The following is an 18,442-nucleotide window of genomic DNA, read 5'->3' as shown; positions in this document are numbered from 1 at the left end:
TCAGCAAGCTTCCATCTTAGCAGGGGAATCGAGGTCAGCCATGGCCTGGACATAGGCTTGGTCGAATAGGGCTTCCAAGGAAGGATGAACACCGCGCAGGGCATCAACCACCTGTTTCGCCCACTGACAATAGTCTCGACGGCGCTCCAGAGACCAGCCTTGGGGGGGATGCTGTCGCAAGTCCCGTAAGTTGTGAATCTTATCCGCCAGTTTCACTAGCTTGGCCCGGTCACACAGATGGGGAGCATGGTCGATCTGTTGCTGCTTGCGGGTCGCCTTGGGCAAGGTCTTATCATCAGTGAGTTGACGCACGATGGCTCCCACCTCAGGGCCAAATTGCCCATCGATCTGCTCGAAGCTAGTGCCGGTATCTTCCACCGTGTCATGGAGCAGAGCACTCGTAAGAACCACAGGGTCTTGGATGGTGGCCTCGTGCCAGAGGATATGCACCAGGGCAATGGGATGATTAATGTAGGGCAGCGTCTCTGCTCCCTTGCGGCGTTGGTGGCGGTGTTGGTGGGCAGCGAAGGCTAGGGCCTGCAGAAATTGGTCGAAATCAGGGGCCATCATCAACACCACCCTCACTAGGCGGGCCATTGAAGATCGCGTAGACCCGGCGGCAGCAGGACTTTAGCTGCTCGGCTACCGTGTGCTCGGGCGACACATTGCCAGTAAAGCCCCAGGCCCCGATGGTGGAGAGATTCCATTGTTTGCCGCGGTGGTCAAAGCCACCGATTTCTATGCCGATGACGCGGGGCTGGGGGATGTCGGGATCGGCGTGAAAGCGAATCTGCATCAGCAGGCTGCGGCACTTGAATAACCGACTGACGCCAGGAAAGTGAAACCCAAGATCGATGGAATCGGGATCGGTCAACTCCCGAGTGGCGTCATCGTTTGCCCACGGTTTCAAGTCCACCCGCAAATCGGGGAACTCGGTCTTAACCATGCGAACAACCGTAGCAATCTTCGTGGCGAATTCGATGCTAGTAGCCTGCTCTGCTGCATTCACACTGGTTCTCATGACGAGCGTCGTCTTACAAGCATAGGATATCGCCCTGATGGGAATCGTCAACTGGTAGACAGTGGCAGAATTTTGCCGACCATGGCGATAGTCAGGGACCTAGTATGCCAAGGCAGAAAGGGAGATCCTGATAAATTCAGCCTTGCCGCTCTAGTCCATAGAGGCGTTATTTCTGCTGCAGAGTACTAGTGCTAGAAGCCTTGAGAACACTGGCCTTGACGGCTCTCTAAGATTTCCTTTGCCAATTAGCTCTCAATGGCCTTCAGGCCAGCAGATCATTTTGCTTTTCAGTGATGTGACCTTAACCGGCCCTGCGGTGATAGCGGCCTATGGCCTGCGGTTCAAAATGATTGAAGAAATGTTTCGCGATTTTAAGGCTGGTAGCTATCCTCTAGAAGGGTCTAAACTAGCACCAGAACAGCTTTCTAAGTTGATGATTGTGGTTGCCATTGCCAACACGAGTGCTTGACTGCAAGGCCGTCAAATTAAGCTTATGAGGATTCAGAAATATGTCGCAAGGCCGGAGGCAAATACCAATGGACAACGTCGACACAGTGCTTTTTACCTGGGCCAACATTTGCATCATTGGCTCCGATTAGGGCAATTGTGCCAAACAACTTTGAATGAACTTTTGCAAACTCAATTCACGACTTTCTGCAGGAAAATTTTACCGTTGTCATCATAGGTCTTGTAAACCTTTAGCTTCAATAAGTCACCCTCTGAGGAGCCATCCATTAAACAATAAGTCACTGCATGCCCTGGACAATAAATGTGGTTTTCATCATGAAACCCATCGATCAGATTGAGCCCCATGTGCGGACAAATTGCATTCACAGCCCAAAGCCCTTTAGAATTTCTAATAATAACAACCCTCTCTTGCCTTAAACTAACTAGCATCTTTTCGCCAACACCGAGGGTATCAGAATCACACAGAGCTATTGGCTTTCCCTCGGAAAAGTTAGAATTCACTGTAATCGATATCCGTTTCTCTACATGAGGATTTCGTCTACCTTCATGCAGAACTCCAAGATTATCCTTCATTGGTACTTTAATAAGATTTCCCCAGTCACCTTTAGAAATATCTTCGGAGGAATAAAAACCAGTTCCCCTTTCGTGGAGTGAGTCAGGGTTGAACTGAAGCTTAGGATATATCTGGGCTATAACAGCAATTCTTGTAAAGTCAGAAATATTTAAGTGACTACTATGTAACATGTCATAAGTGAAGAGCAAAACACTACCATCCGGAACCTCTATTTTTTCAGGTTTTGTTACTGTAATTCCAAACGGAAGGTAACTAGTTTCACTTTCTACACTAAAGTCAATATCCTCACCAAGCATATTAGGATAGAGGACTACACCGTTATTCTCTTTTGCTCCCTCAATAGCCCACCAAAGACTTATTCCATCTAACGGGGCTCCATACCAACTGTCTATATGTGGCTGGTGTATTTTTGCTGCATATGGCTGTTTTGCGATTCTAGCAAACCCTTTATAGGTCTGTTTGAAAGCCTGCTTTCGATTAAATCTAATTGATTTTAGAAATGCCGTTTTTACCTCTGTTTTTACTTTCTCTATCAACCTGCCAATGCCTTGGAACTTTTCTACCTTTTGCCTCAATTCCCATTTACGATTCTCCTCTAAGGCTATTTTATTTCTCAATTCCATATATTTTACATGGTAGTCTTCATTCGTTACTGTTGAATTTATAGCCACTCTATGCGGATAGCTTATTTTGAACGCAAATGGATTTTCTTCTATAAAAAACTCTCCAGAGATTTTTAAATTTTCCTTGCCCACGGAAAAGGCGAGTTTCAGCATTATTTCTTTGATGCGCTTACTTCCTTTAACATGCAAATCTAAATCAGCCAGTTTGTCTGCTGGGAAGTAATAATGCATCTTACATAAACCATTTTTCTCAACTAGCCGACGGCATTTAATCCCTTCAAATTTTTCTATTCCGTCTAAGATTACTTTTTTCACAGCCTCATGTAATATGTTCTTATTAGTAAAGTTGTCGAGGACGAAGTAATGTCCTTCTCTGAGTTTGTTCAAGATTTCATTAGAACCTGTAGCTTTTTGATCGGGTTTTACAAAATTTGTAACCATGGGAAAACCTTTTGAAAAGTTTATACTATTCTTATCGAGCAATACATCCTGATTCGTCGTTTGTCAAGAGCAGGGTTTTCCCTGCAAATCGCGGAGAGAATTCACTTTCGAGAGAGAAAACTTAGAACTCCAGTTGCTTCATCGATCGCAGAAAATAGCTCGACGATAGAATAAAGCTCCCAGTCTTTTTTGGAGAACGAATTAGCCCTACCCTACCAAAGGAAGCGTTCAGATTTTTGATGAGTTCTTCGAGTCTTTCGATAGCTGCTCTTCTAAATGCGCTATGCGCTTATTGAAATGGCCGATATGCTCTACCAGAGGCGCTACCTCCTGCTCGCTGAGCTTCCCTATCGTCGATACCAGATGATACCCCCCCCCTTTGACGCTTTTGGGGGTTGTCTCCCAGTCCGACTGCGCGATTCGGATCCCGGCCATCTCGATTTCGCCTGACCTGCCAATCTCGCCCGACATAGACTCAACTTAGTGGAATCGAACGGCTGGAATCCCTAATTTTTCATTAACCCCTGAATGGATACCGGAATTCAATGATAAAGTCACAGTGTGAATTAGAGACTGGTAAAGACGAAAATACGTCGAAATTCCTAGGCATCCTGTTTCTGAAGTCGCCTAGAATCCTTGTATCGCAAGGATCATAATTTAATTTAATTCACAAAATTATGTATCAAACCGAAATCCAGCTGTACTGGAGTTCTGGCAATGAATGTGATGGATTTTTTTCAGCTCAGCACTGGTAAATGGCGATCGCAGCGCACAACGCATCACCTTCCCTTTCAGCGAGCTGAAACCGGTGATTCCGAGATTGAAGTTGAGGCACTTGCAGCCACGCACCCCAAGATTATTGAGATTTGTGAATTCCATCAAGTGGATTCGAGTTTGGCTGTGGGTGGAGCATTGGCGAGCTGGCAAGGCTCTATGGCCTGGGACCGAGAAGGAGAAAACCATGAAGGGACAATCCTATTTGCCCTTGTTCCTGATGTTGACAACCGCAGACAAGGTCGACTGTTGCGGGACCGTGGCTATCTTGAGATCGTGCCTGTCATTGGGCGCTACCACATGGATAATGAAGATGGGTTAGTGCTCAGTACAGAATATGAAACGATGAGCTCTGTTGAGCGTTTGTGGTTTATCAGTCCCAACCTGCGGCTACGGGCAGGCATCGTCAAAAGTTTTGGTGGTTTCAGCACTGCCTCATTCTGCGCCGAGACCCGCATTGGCTCTGATCAGGATAATCTCACCCGTACTGAGCTAATGCCAGAGAATATGCAGGCAGCTTGGCAGGCACAACAACCTTACTCAGTTTGGGGTTGGTGAAACAATACGAGAGATATTGTCAAATGTGGTATATGTGGGGGAATTAGGCAACCTTCTGGTGAACGATCGCAGCATGTGGTTGAACAACCTTACAAGCCATCCTTGAATTGAACTCCTTCAATCACGTCTGCGAGATGCTGGCACTGGTTTCTAAAAGTGGGATGGCCTGCCCAAACGTTCGCCCAGCCAAGGTCTGAGGCAATCGGTTGCTAAACTTCTAAAACCCTTACCCAATGAAGCTTAACGGCGTTCATCCTACATTACCAGACCAGTGCCCACTAGCTTTATAGGGCCGCTTTACAGGTTGCCAAGATGCGCATGTCGTTATCACTGGGCTGAGCCAGACGATAGAGTCCTTCCAGGGATAGGGGCTCTAGTCCTTCGCCGGTGGATGCGATCGCATCGTTACTGACCAGAGAGATGGCATACGGGTAGGTTTCCTGGGTATAGCTATTGGTGATGGTTAGAGCCAATTCATTGCCGTCGACCCGTCCCTGGAAACAATCAAAGGAAGAATGGGGCATATAAAAGGCACCGATCACCTGCTGATCAACGGCCTCCATAACCATATAGCCCACCCCCAACTCTTCTGGGGTTGGCGATTGTCCATAGAGATAGACCCCATCGGCTGGAAATTGAGGCGTCGTCGTCTCAGTGCTAGCCATATGCACAGAGGCTACAGAGGGCTGAGCCACATCAGCAGCAGGGGGGGTCGCTTGGGCTCGAGACAGTGGCAACAGACTCAGCATCAACGCCAAGACAAGCAACAGACGAGCCAGAGGACGGTTCCAGCGTAGAGCCCGATAGATCAACCCGCGATTGAGCCAATTTGTCCAGGGATAATGAGAATTATGCGTAATGGCAGCGACTGACAACACTGGCTCCTCCCTATAATCAATTTCTGTATGACTATCTTTATGCCTATGATGAATAACCCTGATCCTCTAACTTCACTGTAGAGGACTCCTCGGGACAACTGGTTTAGCAGTTAGGGGAGTGTAATATCTCTTTGAACTTGACTTAACCTTTTATCAGGGGAGAATCAAGGGAGAATAGTCACGATTCTCGCAGAGCCCCTTCCTGCATATCCCCTTAGTAATGTATATATCGCAGTCAGCTAAGCCGTAGGTCCCCATCCGTGACAGCCTGACAACTGTCTACACCGGCAGCCAACCAGAGCAATCGCCAAGCCAGTCAACTTGCTAGAATCGGCAATTGGGAGTATGGGACCGCACCTGGATTCGATTAGCCGACCGCCGAGAGAATCCGGCGATAGACGGCATCCGTCTGACCAGCCAATCGAGGCCAAGCAAAGCGCTGCTGCAGTTCTGCATAGGCAGTATTGACTAGGCGGCGGGCCAGCTCTGGGTGCTGCAGCACTTGTAAAATCCCCCAAGCTAATGAATCGGCGTTATTGGCCCAGGTGACGATGCCACTATAGCCATGGCGAACCACCTCCGGTAGGCCCCCAGCATCGGATACCACCACCGGCACCCGAGCGGCAAAGCTCTCTAGAGCCACGATGCCAAAAGGTTCATAGAGACTGGGAAAAACGGCACAATCCGCCAGATCCTGGCAGTGCTTTAGGTCTTGCTCTGCCATAAATCCAGTAAAATAACACTGCTGCCAAATGCCGAGATCCCAGGCCTGGCGCTTCAAATCATCGGCATTACCGCTGCCGATGATGATAAATTTCACCCCCCCGCCCATTTCCCAGAGGACTTTCGGCGCCGCATTCAAGAGAACTGCCACTCCCTTCTCAAACGTGAGTCGACCCACATAGTAGACAATTTGCTCGTCATCGGCGGCGAACCGCCGTCGCCAAGCTGCCAAGTCAATGTCTGATACCGAGGCTCTCCCTGGCAGGCGAATACCGTTGTAAATCACATCCAACTTATCCTCAGGACAGTCAAAGGCTTGGATGACTTCGTGTCGCATGTAATGACTGCAGACAATAATCCGCCAGGCATGGTAAGTCAAATCCCATTCCTTATGGTGAATGTAATGATGAATGGGCTGGTGTAAACCGTGGTGACGGCCAGATTCCGTAGCATGGAACGTCGCCAACAGCGGCACCTGAAAATGATGCTTTAGGGCAATAGCGGCATCGCCCACTAGCCAGTCGTGGGCATGGATGAGGGCAAAGGGACCGACCTCTCGCATCAACTTGCCGCCATAGGCTCCCATACTGTCATTTAAGTGAGCTATCCAGCCGAGGAAATCAGAGGCGGGGGGGACGGCCACCCGATGGATATGGATGCCCTCAACTATCTCATAATGGGGAGCCTGACCAAATTCCACCGTGATTAGGTGAATCTCATGGCCCAGGGCAACCAACTCCGGATAGAGTTCAGCAACGTGGCGAGCAATGCCCCCAATGATGCGGGGCGGAAATTCCCAAGACAGTACCAATACCGGTTGCATCACCACCTCCTGCCAGTTTGGCCCCCACCAGCCTAGCCTGTCTGATACCTATAGCGTTGAGTTACCTGGCGCCTGAGACCTGATCGCCCGACCTAGAACAGGCTAGGCTATTAGGAAGATCAATCTCGCCCCATTGTTCACACGCATCATCCAGGGAAACTCCATGGAGGCTACATCTCAAGCCAGCCAGGCATCAAAAGTCCCCCTTAAGCTGTTGTTATTTATCGATAAACGTCCCAGCTCTAGCGACCATGTGCGGCAGATCCGACAGTATCTCAAAAGCCTAGAGGAGCATTTTCATATCAACCTAGATGTGGTTGATGTGGGTGAACATCCCTATCTGGCTGAACATTATCGCCTCGTTGCTAGCCCCGCCTTAATTAAAATTGCTCCCTTGCCCCAACGCACCCTAACGGGGAGTGATATTGTGCCCCAACTGCAACACTGGTGGCCCCGTTGGCATCAAAACGCCCAGGCCCAGGTGGCCCCGGCTGCTGATGGAGCCTCTGGGGATGAGTTAGTTTTCTATGATCCCAATGATTCCATTGCCCACTCCGCCGAGTTGATGAAACTCTCCGACGATATCTTTCGGCTGAATCAGGTCAAAGAAGAGCTAGAAGCTCAACTGCGCTTCAAAAATCGCATTATTGCCATGATGGCTCACGACCTACGCAACCCCCTAACGGCAGCATCCATTGCCGTCGAAACCCTGGAAATGGGATATGGCCATCAGCAGGAAGGCACAACCAAGCTCTCTCCTGAACTGACTAACCAGTTGCTGAAACATGTTAAGACCCAGATTCGGGCGATCGATCGCATGATTACCGATATCCTGCAAACTGCGAGGGGGGCCTCGGCAGAGCTGCAAATCCAACCCCAGGATATGGATTTAAAAGCGCTCTGTTTCGACGTGTTGGGGGCCATGAAGAATCGCATCCGGGAAAAACAACAACGGGTGCAAATCGACATTCCCCAAGACTTACCCCATGTCTATGCCGATGGCAGTCAAATCCGGCGGGTGATCCTGAACTTGCTGGATAATGCCATCAAGTACACGCCCTTGAAAGGCACTGTTGAAGTTATGGCGCTGCACCGAACGAACCAAAAAGTGCAAGTGACCATTCATGACAGTGGTCCTGGAATTCCAGAGGAAAATCGAGACAACATATTCGAAGAACGATTCCGACTGCAGCGGGATGAGAGTCAGGATGGCTATGGCTTGGGATTGGCTCTCTGCCAACGCATCCTGCGGGCCCATTACGGGCAAATTTGGGTGGACTCTGTAGTGAATGAAGGTAGTTACTTCCACTTCACTTTACCGGTGTATCGGGCCTGAGGGGGGTGAGGGCAGTGGTTTGGGACAAGGTTACACTCAGAGCAAATGGCACTGGCTGCCGGTGCCAATGGCCTGTTGATTCGTGAGGTGACGGGTAATGGAGCCGGTGTGCTATGCCCATGCGTCGCATTAGACGAGCCTTATCGGTTCGTGCATTTATTCGATTCTTGCGCTGTCTCTTAACCCCGAAGACCCTCCGGGAGGTAGTCCGGCGTACGGGGGAGCAGCGGTTGCCTAGTTTGGCCTCGGAGATGGCCTACAACGCCATTCTGGGCCTGTTTCCGGGGATTTTGGCCCTGCTGACGGCCATCGGCCTGGTGGCCTCCTTGGAGGCGACTCTGATGCAACTGGCGAGTCGCCTCAGTGATGTGACTCCAGTAGAGGCCCTGACGGTAATTCGCAACTTCACCCAGGAGGTGAACCAGGGCAATAGCAGCCGACTGTTTTCTCTGAGCTTTGGCTTCTCGCTGTGGGCTGCCTCAGGAGCCGTTAGTGCTGCCATGCGAGCCCTGGATGAAATTCATGAAGTGCCTCGAGGGCAATCTCGACCCTTCTGGAAAGCCAAGTTAGTGTCCCTGGGATTAACCCTAGGAACGCTGCTCTTGCTACTGGTGGCCTGTGCCTTGGTATTCGTTAGTAACTGGTTGGTGCATCGGGTGGCTGCCCAGGGAGGCCCGATGATTAGTCTGGGATTGCTGCACCTGTGGCGGTGGTTAAGCTGGCCCTTGGCCCTGGCCATTGTGGCGGCAGCATTTGTACTGATCTATCGCTTCGGCCCCAGTCGTTGGCAACCGGGTAAGCCGCTGGTGCCAGGGGCAGTATTGGCGGCTCTAGCCTGGGCTGGACTGTCCATGGGCTTTCGCCTCTATGGGGCCCACTTCGGTCACTTCAATCGGGTCTATGGAGCGGTGGGAGCAGTGATTGTGTTGCTGCTTTGGCTCTATTTGGGCTCCCTGAGCATGCTCATGGGGGATCAGTTGAATGTAACTGTGGGCGATGATTTGCGGCAGCGTGCTGTTCGCCGAGGCCTACGACCTCAGGGGCCTGGGTTGCCGGTGGCTCCTCCGTCCTTTGAGTCGTTTACGATTCGTCGCCGAGAGGATGGTGCTAGCCCTAAGCGATGGTCGCCATGACTTATGTATGAGCTCTTTGATCCATAGGCTCCTTAGTGCATGGACCGCCAACTGCTGACGATGCCAGTAGCGATGGAGGTCAGTAGCAGCAGCCACAGAATAATGCCAGGCAAGAAGGCCAAAATAGTGAGGCCACGCAGAACCCACACGGCTAGGGTGAGCACTGCTAGGACGATGAAGAGTTGGGTTTCAGGACGGCGCGATGACATCGGGGATATGACAAAGGGGACCCTAAACAGGTGGCAACCCACCGTGGTGAGCAGCATCCCTATTGTGGCATAGGCCCTGAATTCCTAAGAATGTCGTAGAATTCACGGAAGCTTTACGGCCAGAGGGCGGTTAGCTCATAGTTTTGCCACATGGACTAGCCATAATAGCCAGTAGTCAAGCGGGAATATGCCTTTCCCCACCCTGAATTGTCTGGAGTGACCTCGCCTATGGTACTGGCTTTAGAGCGTCCCCCCCATCTACTGGTTGATGTGCCTCATCCCAGTGATCATTGTCTACAGGCGCTACTAAGGGGGCAGATTGTGGTAGATACATATGGCTATACCGAAGCTGGCAAGGCGGTGACGGCTCAAATGTATGTGCCTTTGATGCGATCGCATCTGTGGGAGCAATTAACCCACTACAGCCGCTGGACCCAGTATTTCCCCAACATTGTCCACAGCGAGCTCCTAGCCAGCCATCATCGTGGCAGCCAGGGCTGCCGTCGCCTCTACCAAGTGGGCCGCAAAGCCTTCTTGATGATGAACGCCCAAGTGGAAATCTATCTAAACGTCTTCGAAACCCTGCACCGGCGCATTCAATTTCGGTTTGAACGGGGCAGCTTCACCGACTTCGCCGCTGATCTGACCTTGCAAGACTGTCAAGGAGGCACCCTGCTGACCTATTCAGTTCAGGCCACTCCCCTGATTCCAGTGCCCGGTTTTTTGGTAGAGCAAGCCATGCGTCACGATTTACCTGGCAATATGGAACAGATGCGACGGGTACTGTGTCGTTCGTGTTGAAAAGACTCAAAGGCAGCCTCGTCATGGGGGTGGGCTATATGCTCTCGCCCTTGTCTTGGTGGAATGACTTATTTTTTAACCTGCCGATTGCCTATGGCTTTGCCTATGTCGTCACCTGGGGACAGCCTGACTGGTTCTGGGCAGCTACGGTAGTGGGCTACTGGCTCTCCAATGTGTTGGGCATTGTGATGATGCAATGGGGCGCTGTCGATCTCTTCTTCAGCCAACGTCAGGCCAACTGGCGCCGTGATCTGCTGATTAGCCTGGGGAGTTCTACCGCCTACACGCTGGTGGTGGCAGCGCTGCTCTATACTCATCTGCTGCCGGTGCCGGAGTTTCTGGCCCAGGCCCCTAACTGAAGCGTTCTACAAACGCTCTTCCGGCTGACATGGCGGCACTGCTAGTGCTGTAGAGGGTACCATCGCTGAGCACATCGAGATCGGGATTGATTACCCAGCACTGGTAACCGCTATCTTTGACATGGCTGATGCCGATGATCCAGCCTGTAACCGCTGAAATCTGGACTACAGAGCTCTCAGACATGGAGCTACCTCCCAGGGTGATCATATGTAACTGGATAGCGTAGGCAGCCTGCACGAGGCGCCTAAAGCTAGGGGCTACCTGGCACTGAATTGCCTTCACGGGTGATGATGTTGGCTATGGCCACCGGCCACGCCGGGTTAGCGGTGACCTACCCATTATCTGCCACACCCTGGCAACCAGGAATTCCGTAAAACTTGTCTAAGTCTAGATTCGAAGGGTTACCTAGAGGGAAAACCGATCGAGCTGGGGCTGAACTCGGTATTACGGACTCGTTTCTAGGTATAGCAGGTAAATCGGACGATAATGCATGCAGGAGCACTGCACATTCCCCATGACCCGCAAGACCCTGAATTTAGATGAGTCGTTATACACTTACCTGTTAGACCATTCCCTGCGAGAACCGGAAAGCCTGGCCCGGCTGCGGCAGGAAACAGCCAACCAGCCCATGGCCCAGATGCAAATCTCCCCTGAGCAGGGGCAGTTTATGGCTCTGCTGGTGCGACTGATGGGGGCCAAATGGACCCTGGAGGTGGGTGTATTCACCGGCTATAGCGCCTTGGCTGTGGCCTTGGCCCTGCCCCCAGAGGGTAAGCTCGTGGCCTGTGATATCAGTGAAGACTACACGGCTATCGCCCGCCGCCATTGGCAGCAAGCCGGGGTGGCCGACAAGATTGACCTGCGCTTGGCACCAGCCCTGGAGACCTTAGATCAGCTGCTGGTTGAAGGGACACGCTTTGATTTTGCCTTCATTGATGCCGACAAGCGTAATTATTTGGCCTACTATGAGCGCACTTTGCAGCTGTTGCGACCCGGGGGGCTGATGACCATCGATAACGTGCTCTGGTCGGGGCGTGTGGCAGATGATACGGTGAAAGATGCTCAGACTGAAGCGATTCGGGCCTTTAATCAAGCCCTTTACGAAGACGATCGGGTTGACTTAAGCTTAGTGCCCATTGCCGACGGACTGACCTTGGCCTTGAAGCGATAGTAGTTCGGCTACGCTCATCACAAGCAGTGGGGACACCAGTGACCTGGCAGGTATTGAGGCGAGGCCTGGTCCTCAGGACTAACGGGATGACCGCAGCCCTGGCACATCTGGTGGATACCAGGCTGTAATCCATGGCCCACGGCGACGCGGTCATCGAAGACGAAGCATTCCCCTTGCCACAGGCTCTCGGTTTCTGGGATGGTCTCTAGGTAGTTGAGGATACCCCCTTGCAGGTGATAGACCTGTTCAAATCCCTGTTGTAGCAGGTAGGCAGAGGCTTTTTCGCAGCGGATACCGCCGGTACAAAACATGGCCACGCGTTTATGGACGGTGGGGTTGAGTTGGGCAACGTAGGCAGGAAACTCGCGAAAACGATCGGTTGCAGGGTTAATTGCCCCCTGAAAACTACCAATGCTGACTTCATAGTGGTTGCGGGTGTCGAGCACTAGCACCTCGGGATCGCTGATCAGGGCGTTCCAGTCTTGGGGAGAGACATAGGTGCCCACTTGCTGGATAGGATTGACCTCGGGTCGCCCTAGGGTGACGATTTCTGGCTTTAGCTTCACTTTGAACCGCTCAAAGGGCAGGGTAGGGGTTGTAGCTGTCCGCGGGGTGATGTCTGCTAGGACAGGATGCTGCCGTAGCTGATGCAGCATCTGGTCGATGGCAGGCTGGTCTCCGGCTAGGGTGCCATTGATGCCCTCGGGGGCTAAGCAAATGGTGCCGCGCAGGTTAAGGGCTTGGCCCCAAGACAGGAGGTGCGATCGCAATTCCTGCGTATTTGATAAAGGTACAAATTTGTAGAAGGTCGCGACGATGAAAGCCATGGACACGTTGCAGTCAATATCGGAGCCCTAGTATAGCAACCCACTAAATCAATTCACGAAACACCGCCGTGGCCGCTCGATGCACCAAGGAATGTCGCCAGATCAACGCCTCCATGTCATCACCGTAACCCCCACCGATCACACAAGCCACTGGATAGCCAGCCCGAGCACAAGTCTTGAGCACACAGTGATCGCGCCGATAAATCCCAGCATCAGACATGGCCAATTTACCCAGCCGGTCGGCTTGGTGAGTATCCACCCCGGCATCGTAGAGCACCAGATCAGGATTTACCTGCTGCAACAGACTGGGCAAGTAATCCATCAATGTCTTTAAGTAAGCATCATCCTGCATGCCCGCTGGCAAGGGCACATCTAGATCGCTGAGTTGCTTCGTCCCGGGAAAATTGACGGCGCAGTGCATGGAGAACGTAAAGACCCGAGGGTCTTGGTTAAAAATCCAGGCGGTGCCATCCCCCTGATGCACATCTAGGTCGATGATCAACACCTGCTGCACCAGGGCTTGCTGCAGTAGCACTCGGGCAGCTACAGCCAAGTCGTTAAAAATACAAAACCCCGTACCGTAGTCGGGGAAGGCGTGGTGGGTACCGCCAGCAGTATTACAAGCCAGACCATGGCGTAAAGCCAATTTCGCCGTCAAAATGGTGCCGCCGACAACCGCGCAGGTGCGTTGCACCAAGTCAGGGCTCCAGGGTAGACCGATACGACGTTGGGCCTTGGCTTCAAGGTGGCCCTGGCAGTAGGCCGTGACATAACCTACTCCATGAACCAAGGTGAGCCACTCCAAGGGAGGTGCCCCTGGTTGATAGACCTGAGTTGGCTCAATTACTCGCTCTTGCAGCAAGTGATGATAAAGGCCGCCAAACTTAGCCATGGGAAATCGATGGCCAGTAGGCAAGGGCGCTACATACTGAGGATGATAGACAACGGGCAGATGGCTCAAGGGGCCTACAGCAGGGAAGAGAGGGGACGACGCTGGCGCAAATCGAGATCATGCACCAAGCTATCTGGCACATCTAAAGGATGGGGATGATCGGCTGGTACCACTGTGACAGCAGCCGACGTCGATCCTGGGGAAGAGGTGGCAGCCGTGGTGGCAGGGCTAGCCCCTTGTTGCCCGGCGGGGGAGGAAGGCTTAGTTCCAGCTTGGGGAGGGGTTGCTTCAGAACTCACTAGAGGTTCCTCTCCTGTCCTAGGTTGTAGCCGCTTCACAGTTGGCACCGTTGGTCGCCGGGAGGGGCGACGGGACGAGCGCCGACGGCGTTGCCGAGTCCTGGGTGGCGCTTGCAACCGTTTCGAGATTGTCAGGCATCCCAGGGCGCAGGTTCCAACTAGGGCCGCCATAGACCACCAAGGAATCGTCGCTGTCTCCATTGTCATGGGAGCCGTAGATGATGGGTCTGGAGACGATGACGGTAGGGAAGGCTCGGAGATGGCTGCCGACTGCGGCGCTGGCCTATTGGCTTGAAGGGTGCGGCCCGTAAACAGCAATTCGCTATAAGCCAAGGTGGCCACCCCAATCAATCCCAGCCAGACAGCCGTCAACACCACCAGTAACCGGTGACGCCACAGCCAACCCTTGAGGGAATGGCTCCAGGATGTAGGAGGTGTATCTGCAAACAGGGGTAAGGCGTCGGGAAAATGGGACGATGACCGACTCATGGAACGATAACGCTATAGATATGGCCCATTTTAGGCGCTTACTCCTCACGGTGCCAGTGGGGGTGTTGGGGAGATGGGGAGAATGGAGGACGGAGGACGGAGAGCGGAGAACGGAGAGCGGAGAACGGAGAACGGAGAACGGAGAACGGAGATGGGGTAATGGGGTAATGGGGTGATGGGGTGATGGGGAGGACGGAGGACGGAGAGCGGAGAACGTAGATGGGGTGATGGGGTGATGGGGTGATGGGGAGGACGGAGGACGGAGAGCGAAGAACGGAGAGTAAAGAGTGATGAGTGACGAGTGACGAGTAAAGAGAAGTAGCGTGGGCCGTGCTGCTCAAACTGGGTAAGCAATGTGTGGCAAGGGAAGGATCCACGGGTTGATGAGTTTTGAATTTTTGAGTGAGTGAATATTCCAGCTCCCCTTGTGGAAGTAGGGGTTGGGGAAAGGGAAAAAAGCCCCTCGCTACCTTGCCGATGCGACGCGATCTATTGCTCCTAAACGACAAGCCCTTCCGCAGGTCCAGGGCGGCGGAACGCCCTGGTCGTCGGAGTCCGAGGGGAACGAAATCCCCTCGGGTGAGATCCTTGCTTGGTGAGATTAAGCGTGGTCTTATCGTGGTCCCTCGCTCCTAACCGACAAGCCCTTCCGCGGGGTCTAGGGCGGTGGTTCGACAGGTTGCTCCTGCGGAGCCGCTTTGCGAACACCACAAGCGGAACGCCCTGGTCATAGAGAGCCGGGGAAATGTCACCCGACGGGAGGTTATGTCTGCCTCAGGCACCATCAAGTTTGCCCTGCCTGGCCCGCTTAACCTGTGAGATTAAGCGTGGCCTGATCGCGATCCACCGCTACTCATCCCCCCATCCACTCTCCTCGCCTACAGAGCTTGCAGTGCTGGGGCTTGGGCCTGGAAATAGCGCTCAATGGCGGCGGCATCATCATGGCCCAGGGTGATTTGTTGATAGGCCACTTCTAAATTGCCAGGAAATAATGCCTGGAAGAGGTAGTCGCTATAGGTGTCGGGCAGGGGAGTCTGCTCGATGGCCTCTGCTTGGGAAAGTCCAGCAGCTTCCCAAGTCATGGCCCAGGTCTCAAGCTGCTCCAGATAGTCCTTTAAGGTGGTTAGGTGGGTGCGATCGCTAACAGGACCGTGGCCTGGCAGAATCGTAGCCGTATCATAATCGACAGCCAAGTGCTCTAGGGTCTGCTGCCACACCCGAATGTTGCCATCGCCCAGGTAAGGTAGCCGTTGGCTGAACAGCAAGTCACCCGCCATCAGCACATCGGCATCGGGAATATAGATCACTAAATCAGTGCCGCCAGAGTGACCATCAAACTCGGTCAGCTGTATCTGCCGCTCCCCTAACCACAGTTCTCCAGCACCATTCACAATCACCTCAGGCGGGGTGGCGTTAGGATCCATCTCCAAGTTGCGGCTTAGCATAAACTCTCGAATCGGTCCTCGCCCCAGAATAGGTAGGTCCAAGGCCTTGGCAGCGGCGTTGCCACCAGAGTGATCGAAGTGATAATGGGTATTGACCACATAGCGAATCGGTTGATCTGTCAGGTTGGCTACGGTGGCAAATAGCAAATTAGCCAACTCCTCGGTTTGGAAGGGGTCGATCACCAATACCCCGTCGGAGCCAATGACAATGCCACCATTGCAAATGGCCATGGCAGGATCACTGGGGGGAAAGTCGGTGCTGGCAATGAGACCGTATACACCGTCGGCTAACTCTTCTAGGGTAAGTCCAGCCCGATTGAGAGTGAGCTCTGATGGTGCTTGAGCCGGGGTCTGGGTCTGCAACCCGACAATAGCAGCTAGGGTGATCAGGGCCACCAACCAGCCAATTGCCCAGCGACGGAGTTGATTCATCATGATTGGGGTGGGCGAATTTGCCTGCATCGATAGTCTTCAGTTTTACTATGGGCGTCAGCCTCTGACAATGGCAGGGGAGCACCGATACGATAGACCGCATCGATTGACAAATGACCCCATTCATTGCCCACAGCCGTGCTAGGCTCATGGCTATAGCCGCTGCTGCCCAGACTATCCACTTCTCAAGATTCAGGTGCTATGACCCAGCTGCAACAAGCCTTCATCCTGATTACTGGTGCCAGCGGTGGCTTTGGCCAGGAATTTTGTCGGCAATTGCTAGCCCTTGATGGCCAACTGATTCTTACCGATATCCATGGTCCCACCCTGGAGCAACAAGCGGCTATTCTCAGTCACAGTGTTTCCCCAGGCAAGATTCTGGCTTGTTTGACGGCTGATCTGGCTAGTCGCGACGGCTGTGACAGCCTTTACCAGCAGATCCAGGGCCTGGGATACCCCGTCGATGTGTTGATCAATAATGCTGGCCGAGGTTGCGTAGGACGCTTGGATGAAGTGCCCGCTGAGCAATGGGAGCAGTTGATGCAGGTGAATTTGTTGGCTCCGATGCGACTAAGCGCTCTGTTTGCCAATGTCATGGTGCAGCGTCGTCGGGGCCATATTGTTAACCTGTCCTCCTTGGCTGGATGGATTGCCCCGCCTGGGTTGGTGCCTTACGCCGCCAGCAAATTTGGCTTGCGAGGGTTTAGCCAAGGGCTGGCCAGGGAGTTGGCCCCATACCGAGTGCAGGTGACTGCCGTATATCCTGGCTTTAGTCGTACCCCAATTCTGCAGTCTCCCCGCTATGGTAGCTTGGCGGGCTCCATGGCAGCCCTGCCAGATTGGCTAGTGAGCGAACCGGCCTCGGTAATTCGAGCCACCATTCGTGCCATTCAGCGCAACCAGCGACAGGTCTTTCCCGACCGCGTTGGACCGATAGTACAACGACTACAGCGATTTACTCCGGGCCTTGTCCCCTGGCTCAGTCATATTCTCGATGCCTAGGTTTTGGCAACGATTCAGTGGGGATGACGTTGTCGATAATCCCAGGGCATCTCCGGCCGGGGCTGCTGCCAAAAGTTGAGGCGAGCCTTGCGGGCAATGGCTTCGGCCTGGACGTAGCGATCTCGAAATTCCCCTTTGAGATGGCGCCCATAGGCGACAGCATGGCCTTCAGCTAACAGTTGCGTGTTGATGCAACCGTCTTCTACCCACACTTCTCCCACTAATCGGCCATGGCGATCGCGGTCGACCTCAATCACCTCAATGGTGTCGTAGGGCTCTAGGAGTTTTTGAATGCGCTGGCGGGCGGCCTCGCCATAGGGAGCTTGAGCCAGTTCTGGACAGTCGATGCCATAGAGTCGGACCGATTCGGTGATATTGTTACCACTGGCAATCAGGGTATCCCCGTCTTTGATGACGTTCAGATGGAAGGAGTGTCGAGGCAGCGCCATAGTATTTCCTTGAGCACCTTTCCCTTATAGCAGATTCGTTCCCCTTGCTTGGGCTGGCTCCGGTGCTACTGTCAGATAATCTGGGGGGGTGGGTGAAGGATTGTCTGCCTCAATGCATTCCTCACGTCTTTTACCTGGAGGGGGTTCATGGCCAAACAAACCTATGCTGATTTTCTTAAACAAGACTTTAAACAACTCTTTGACGCCCTGAATTTAGACGATATTCAACGGCATTATTTGCGATCGCGTTGGCTGGATCAGGTGATCTGGATGGAAAAGAAGGCGGCCTTCTGCCGCGACTGGTACTACCGCCTGCGGCTCACTGCCATCACCCTGGGCATCATTGTGCCGATCTTGCTAGGCCTAGAATTCACCAATCCCCGGGCTAGCCAGGTGAAGAAATATCTGGCCATCGGTCTTAGTGGAGTGGTTGCCGTCAGTGCCGCCATTGAAGAGTTCTTCCACTATGGTGAACGCTGGTATCACTACCGGCGCACGGTGGAGTCCCTGAAGACCCACGGTTGGCAGTTTTCTCAATTGAGCGGTCAGTACAGTGACTACGATACCTGCAAGGCTGCCTTCGACGACTTCACCGATCAGATTGAAGAATTGATCCAGCGGGATGTGGAAATCTACGTCACCCAGATTGCGCAGCAGGATAAGACTCAGAAATCCCAGCAGAAGCAGAGTAAGCTGCCAAGGGAGCAGACGTAG

The 18,442-nt window shown here is 52.9% G+C and carries 22 protein-coding genes; 9 read left to right on the top strand and 13 right to left on the bottom strand.

The window, feature by feature from the left end; translation table 11 throughout:
• Both XM38_RS13535 and XM38_RS13530 read right to left on the bottom strand, forming a co-directional pair.
• The gene (locus XM38_RS13535) at positions 1 to 570 is read right to left on the bottom strand and encodes an HD domain-containing protein (RefSeq protein ID WP_080807648.1); all 570 of its coding nucleotides are present in this window, start codon (positions 568 to 570) and stop codon (positions 1 to 3) included.
• Positions 557 to 1,009 (bottom strand): hypothetical protein, encoded by a 453-nt coding sequence (locus XM38_RS13530; RefSeq protein WP_080807735.1) that lies wholly within the window; start codon positions 1,007 to 1,009, stop codon positions 557 to 559. Before XM38_RS13530 ends, XM38_RS13535 begins: the two co-directional genes overlap by 14 nt.
• Before the next feature lie 307 nt (positions 1,010 to 1,316).
• Between XM38_RS13530 and XM38_RS13525 the strand changes: the two genes are divergently transcribed.
• Positions 1,317 to 1,490, top strand: a complete 174-nt coding sequence (locus tag XM38_RS13525; protein WP_187329403.1) for a hypothetical protein — start codon at positions 1,317 to 1,319, stop codon at positions 1,488 to 1,490.
• 170 nt (positions 1,491 to 1,660) lie between these two features.
• On the opposite strand, the gene XM38_RS13520 is transcribed toward XM38_RS13525, so the two are convergent.
• Both XM38_RS13520 and XM38_RS13515 read right to left on the bottom strand, forming a co-directional pair.
• A complete protein-coding gene (locus XM38_RS13520) occupies positions 1,661 to 3,127 on the bottom strand; it encodes a Rieske 2Fe-2S domain-containing protein (RefSeq protein WP_080807650.1) in 1,467 nt (488 codons plus the stop codon).
• A gap of 228 nt (positions 3,128 to 3,355) precedes the next feature.
• Complete coding sequence (locus XM38_RS13515) at positions 3,356 to 3,598, bottom strand: hypothetical protein (protein WP_080807653.1); 243 nt, start codon at positions 3,596 to 3,598, stop codon at positions 3,356 to 3,358.
• 246 nt (positions 3,599 to 3,844) lie between these two features.
• Here XM38_RS13515 and XM38_RS13510 point away from each other — a divergent pair, with 246 nt between their 5' ends.
• Positions 3,845 to 4,459 carry a phycobiliprotein lyase gene (locus XM38_RS13510; protein WP_080807656.1) on the top strand — a complete coding sequence of 205 codons (615 nt, stop codon included), beginning with the start codon at positions 3,845 to 3,847 and terminating at the stop codon, positions 4,457 to 4,459.
• Between the two features lie 284 nt (positions 4,460 to 4,743).
• Here XM38_RS13510 and XM38_RS13505 read toward each other — a convergent pair whose 3' ends face one another.
• Together XM38_RS13505 and XM38_RS13500 are read right to left on the bottom strand one after the other, a co-directional pair.
• Positions 4,744 to 5,334 (bottom strand): hypothetical protein, encoded by a 591-nt coding sequence (locus tag XM38_RS13505; RefSeq protein WP_080807659.1) that lies wholly within the window; start codon positions 5,332 to 5,334, stop codon positions 4,744 to 4,746.
• A 370-nt stretch (positions 5,335 to 5,704) separates the two neighbouring features.
• Positions 5,705 to 6,883, bottom strand: coding sequence for a glycosyltransferase family 4 protein (locus XM38_RS13500; protein ID WP_080807662.1), 1,179 nt, complete (start codon positions 6,881 to 6,883; stop codon positions 5,705 to 5,707).
• Between the two features lie 163 nt (positions 6,884 to 7,046).
• On the opposite strand from XM38_RS13500, the gene XM38_RS13495 reads away from it, so the two are divergent.
• Together XM38_RS13495 and XM38_RS13490 are read left to right on the top strand one after the other, a co-directional pair.
• Entirely contained in the window at positions 7,047 to 8,219 is a 1,173-nt protein-coding gene (locus tag XM38_RS13495; protein WP_080807664.1) for a histidine kinase, read from the top strand.
• Between the two features lie 113 nt (positions 8,220 to 8,332).
• The gene (locus XM38_RS13490) at positions 8,333 to 9,352 is read left to right on the top strand and encodes a YihY/virulence factor BrkB family protein (protein ID WP_080807667.1); all 1,020 of its coding nucleotides are present in this window, start codon (positions 8,333 to 8,335) and stop codon (positions 9,350 to 9,352) included.
• A 32-nt stretch (positions 9,353 to 9,384) separates the two neighbouring features.
• On the opposite strand, the gene XM38_RS26015 is transcribed toward XM38_RS13490, so the two are convergent.
• Positions 9,385 to 9,561, bottom strand: a complete 177-nt coding sequence (locus XM38_RS26015; RefSeq protein ID WP_187329402.1) for a hypothetical protein — start codon at positions 9,559 to 9,561, stop codon at positions 9,385 to 9,387.
• A 228-nt stretch (positions 9,562 to 9,789) separates the two neighbouring features.
• Here XM38_RS26015 and XM38_RS13485 point away from each other — a divergent pair, with 228 nt between their 5' ends.
• Positions 9,790 to 10,362 carry an SRPBCC family protein gene (locus XM38_RS13485; RefSeq protein ID WP_080807673.1) on the top strand — a complete coding sequence of 191 codons (573 nt, stop codon included), beginning with the start codon at positions 9,790 to 9,792 and terminating at the stop codon, positions 10,360 to 10,362.
• Complete coding sequence (locus XM38_RS13480; protein ID WP_080807676.1) at positions 10,356 to 10,721, top strand: hypothetical protein; 366 nt, start codon at positions 10,356 to 10,358, stop codon at positions 10,719 to 10,721. Before XM38_RS13485 ends, XM38_RS13480 begins: the two co-directional genes overlap by 7 nt.
• Here the strand turns inward: XM38_RS13480 and XM38_RS13475 are convergent.
• Positions 10,714 to 10,905: a hypothetical protein gene (locus tag XM38_RS13475; RefSeq protein ID WP_080807737.1), complete on the bottom strand. Its 192-nt coding sequence runs from the start codon at positions 10,903 to 10,905 to the stop codon at positions 10,714 to 10,716. The two genes, XM38_RS13480 and XM38_RS13475, sit on opposite strands and share 8 nt — an antisense overlap.
• A 331-nt stretch (positions 10,906 to 11,236) precedes the next feature.
• On the opposite strand from XM38_RS13475, the gene XM38_RS13470 reads away from it, so the two are divergent.
• Positions 11,237 to 11,893: a class I SAM-dependent methyltransferase gene (locus XM38_RS13470; RefSeq protein ID WP_080807679.1), complete on the top strand. Its 657-nt coding sequence runs from the start codon at positions 11,237 to 11,239 to the stop codon at positions 11,891 to 11,893.
• 17 nt (positions 11,894 to 11,910) lie between these two features.
• Here XM38_RS13470 and trhO read toward each other — a convergent pair whose 3' ends face one another.
• From trhO to XM38_RS13450, 4 genes are all read right to left on the bottom strand, one after another.
• Complete coding sequence (gene trhO / locus XM38_RS13465) at positions 11,911 to 12,720, bottom strand: oxygen-dependent tRNA uridine(34) hydroxylase TrhO (RefSeq protein ID WP_080807681.1); 810 nt, start codon at positions 12,718 to 12,720, stop codon at positions 11,911 to 11,913.
• Positions 12,721 to 12,763: 43 nt separating this feature from the next.
• Positions 12,764 to 13,681: a histone deacetylase family protein gene (locus tag XM38_RS13460; protein ID WP_225889314.1), complete on the bottom strand. Its 918-nt coding sequence runs from the start codon at positions 13,679 to 13,681 to the stop codon at positions 12,764 to 12,766.
• Positions 13,682 to 13,686: 5 nt separating this feature from the next.
• Complete coding sequence (locus XM38_RS13455) at positions 13,687 to 14,400, bottom strand: hypothetical protein (RefSeq protein ID WP_137455114.1); 714 nt, start codon at positions 14,398 to 14,400, stop codon at positions 13,687 to 13,689.
• An 878-nt stretch (positions 14,401 to 15,278) separates the two neighbouring features.
• Positions 15,279 to 16,280, bottom strand: coding sequence for an MBL fold metallo-hydrolase (locus XM38_RS13450; RefSeq protein WP_225889313.1), 1,002 nt, complete (start codon positions 16,278 to 16,280; stop codon positions 15,279 to 15,281).
• A 198-nt stretch (positions 16,281 to 16,478) separates the two neighbouring features.
• On the opposite strand from XM38_RS13450, the gene XM38_RS13445 reads away from it, so the two are divergent.
• Positions 16,479 to 17,279, top strand: coding sequence for an SDR family NAD(P)-dependent oxidoreductase (locus XM38_RS13445; RefSeq protein WP_080807693.1), 801 nt, complete (start codon positions 16,479 to 16,481; stop codon positions 17,277 to 17,279).
• A gap of 14 nt (positions 17,280 to 17,293) precedes the next feature.
• Here the strand turns inward: XM38_RS13445 and XM38_RS13440 are convergent, their stop codons facing one another.
• A complete protein-coding gene (locus tag XM38_RS13440; protein ID WP_080807697.1) occupies positions 17,294 to 17,728 on the bottom strand; it encodes a thermonuclease family protein in 435 nt (144 codons plus the stop codon).
• Between the two features lie 147 nt (positions 17,729 to 17,875).
• On the opposite strand from XM38_RS13440, the gene XM38_RS13435 reads away from it, so the two are divergent.
• On the top strand, positions 17,876 to 18,442 hold the full coding sequence (locus XM38_RS13435; protein WP_080807700.1) for a DUF4231 domain-containing protein: 567 nt from the start codon (positions 17,876 to 17,878) through the stop codon (positions 18,440 to 18,442).

This window comes from Halomicronema hongdechloris C2206 (genome assembly GCF_002075285.3).
Classification (GTDB): domain Bacteria; phylum Cyanobacteriota; class Cyanobacteriia; order Phormidesmidales; family Phormidesmidaceae; genus Halomicronema_B; species Halomicronema_B hongdechloris.
Note: the sequence above shows the minus strand (reverse complement) of the source record. Positions and strands in the feature narration are given on the sequence as shown.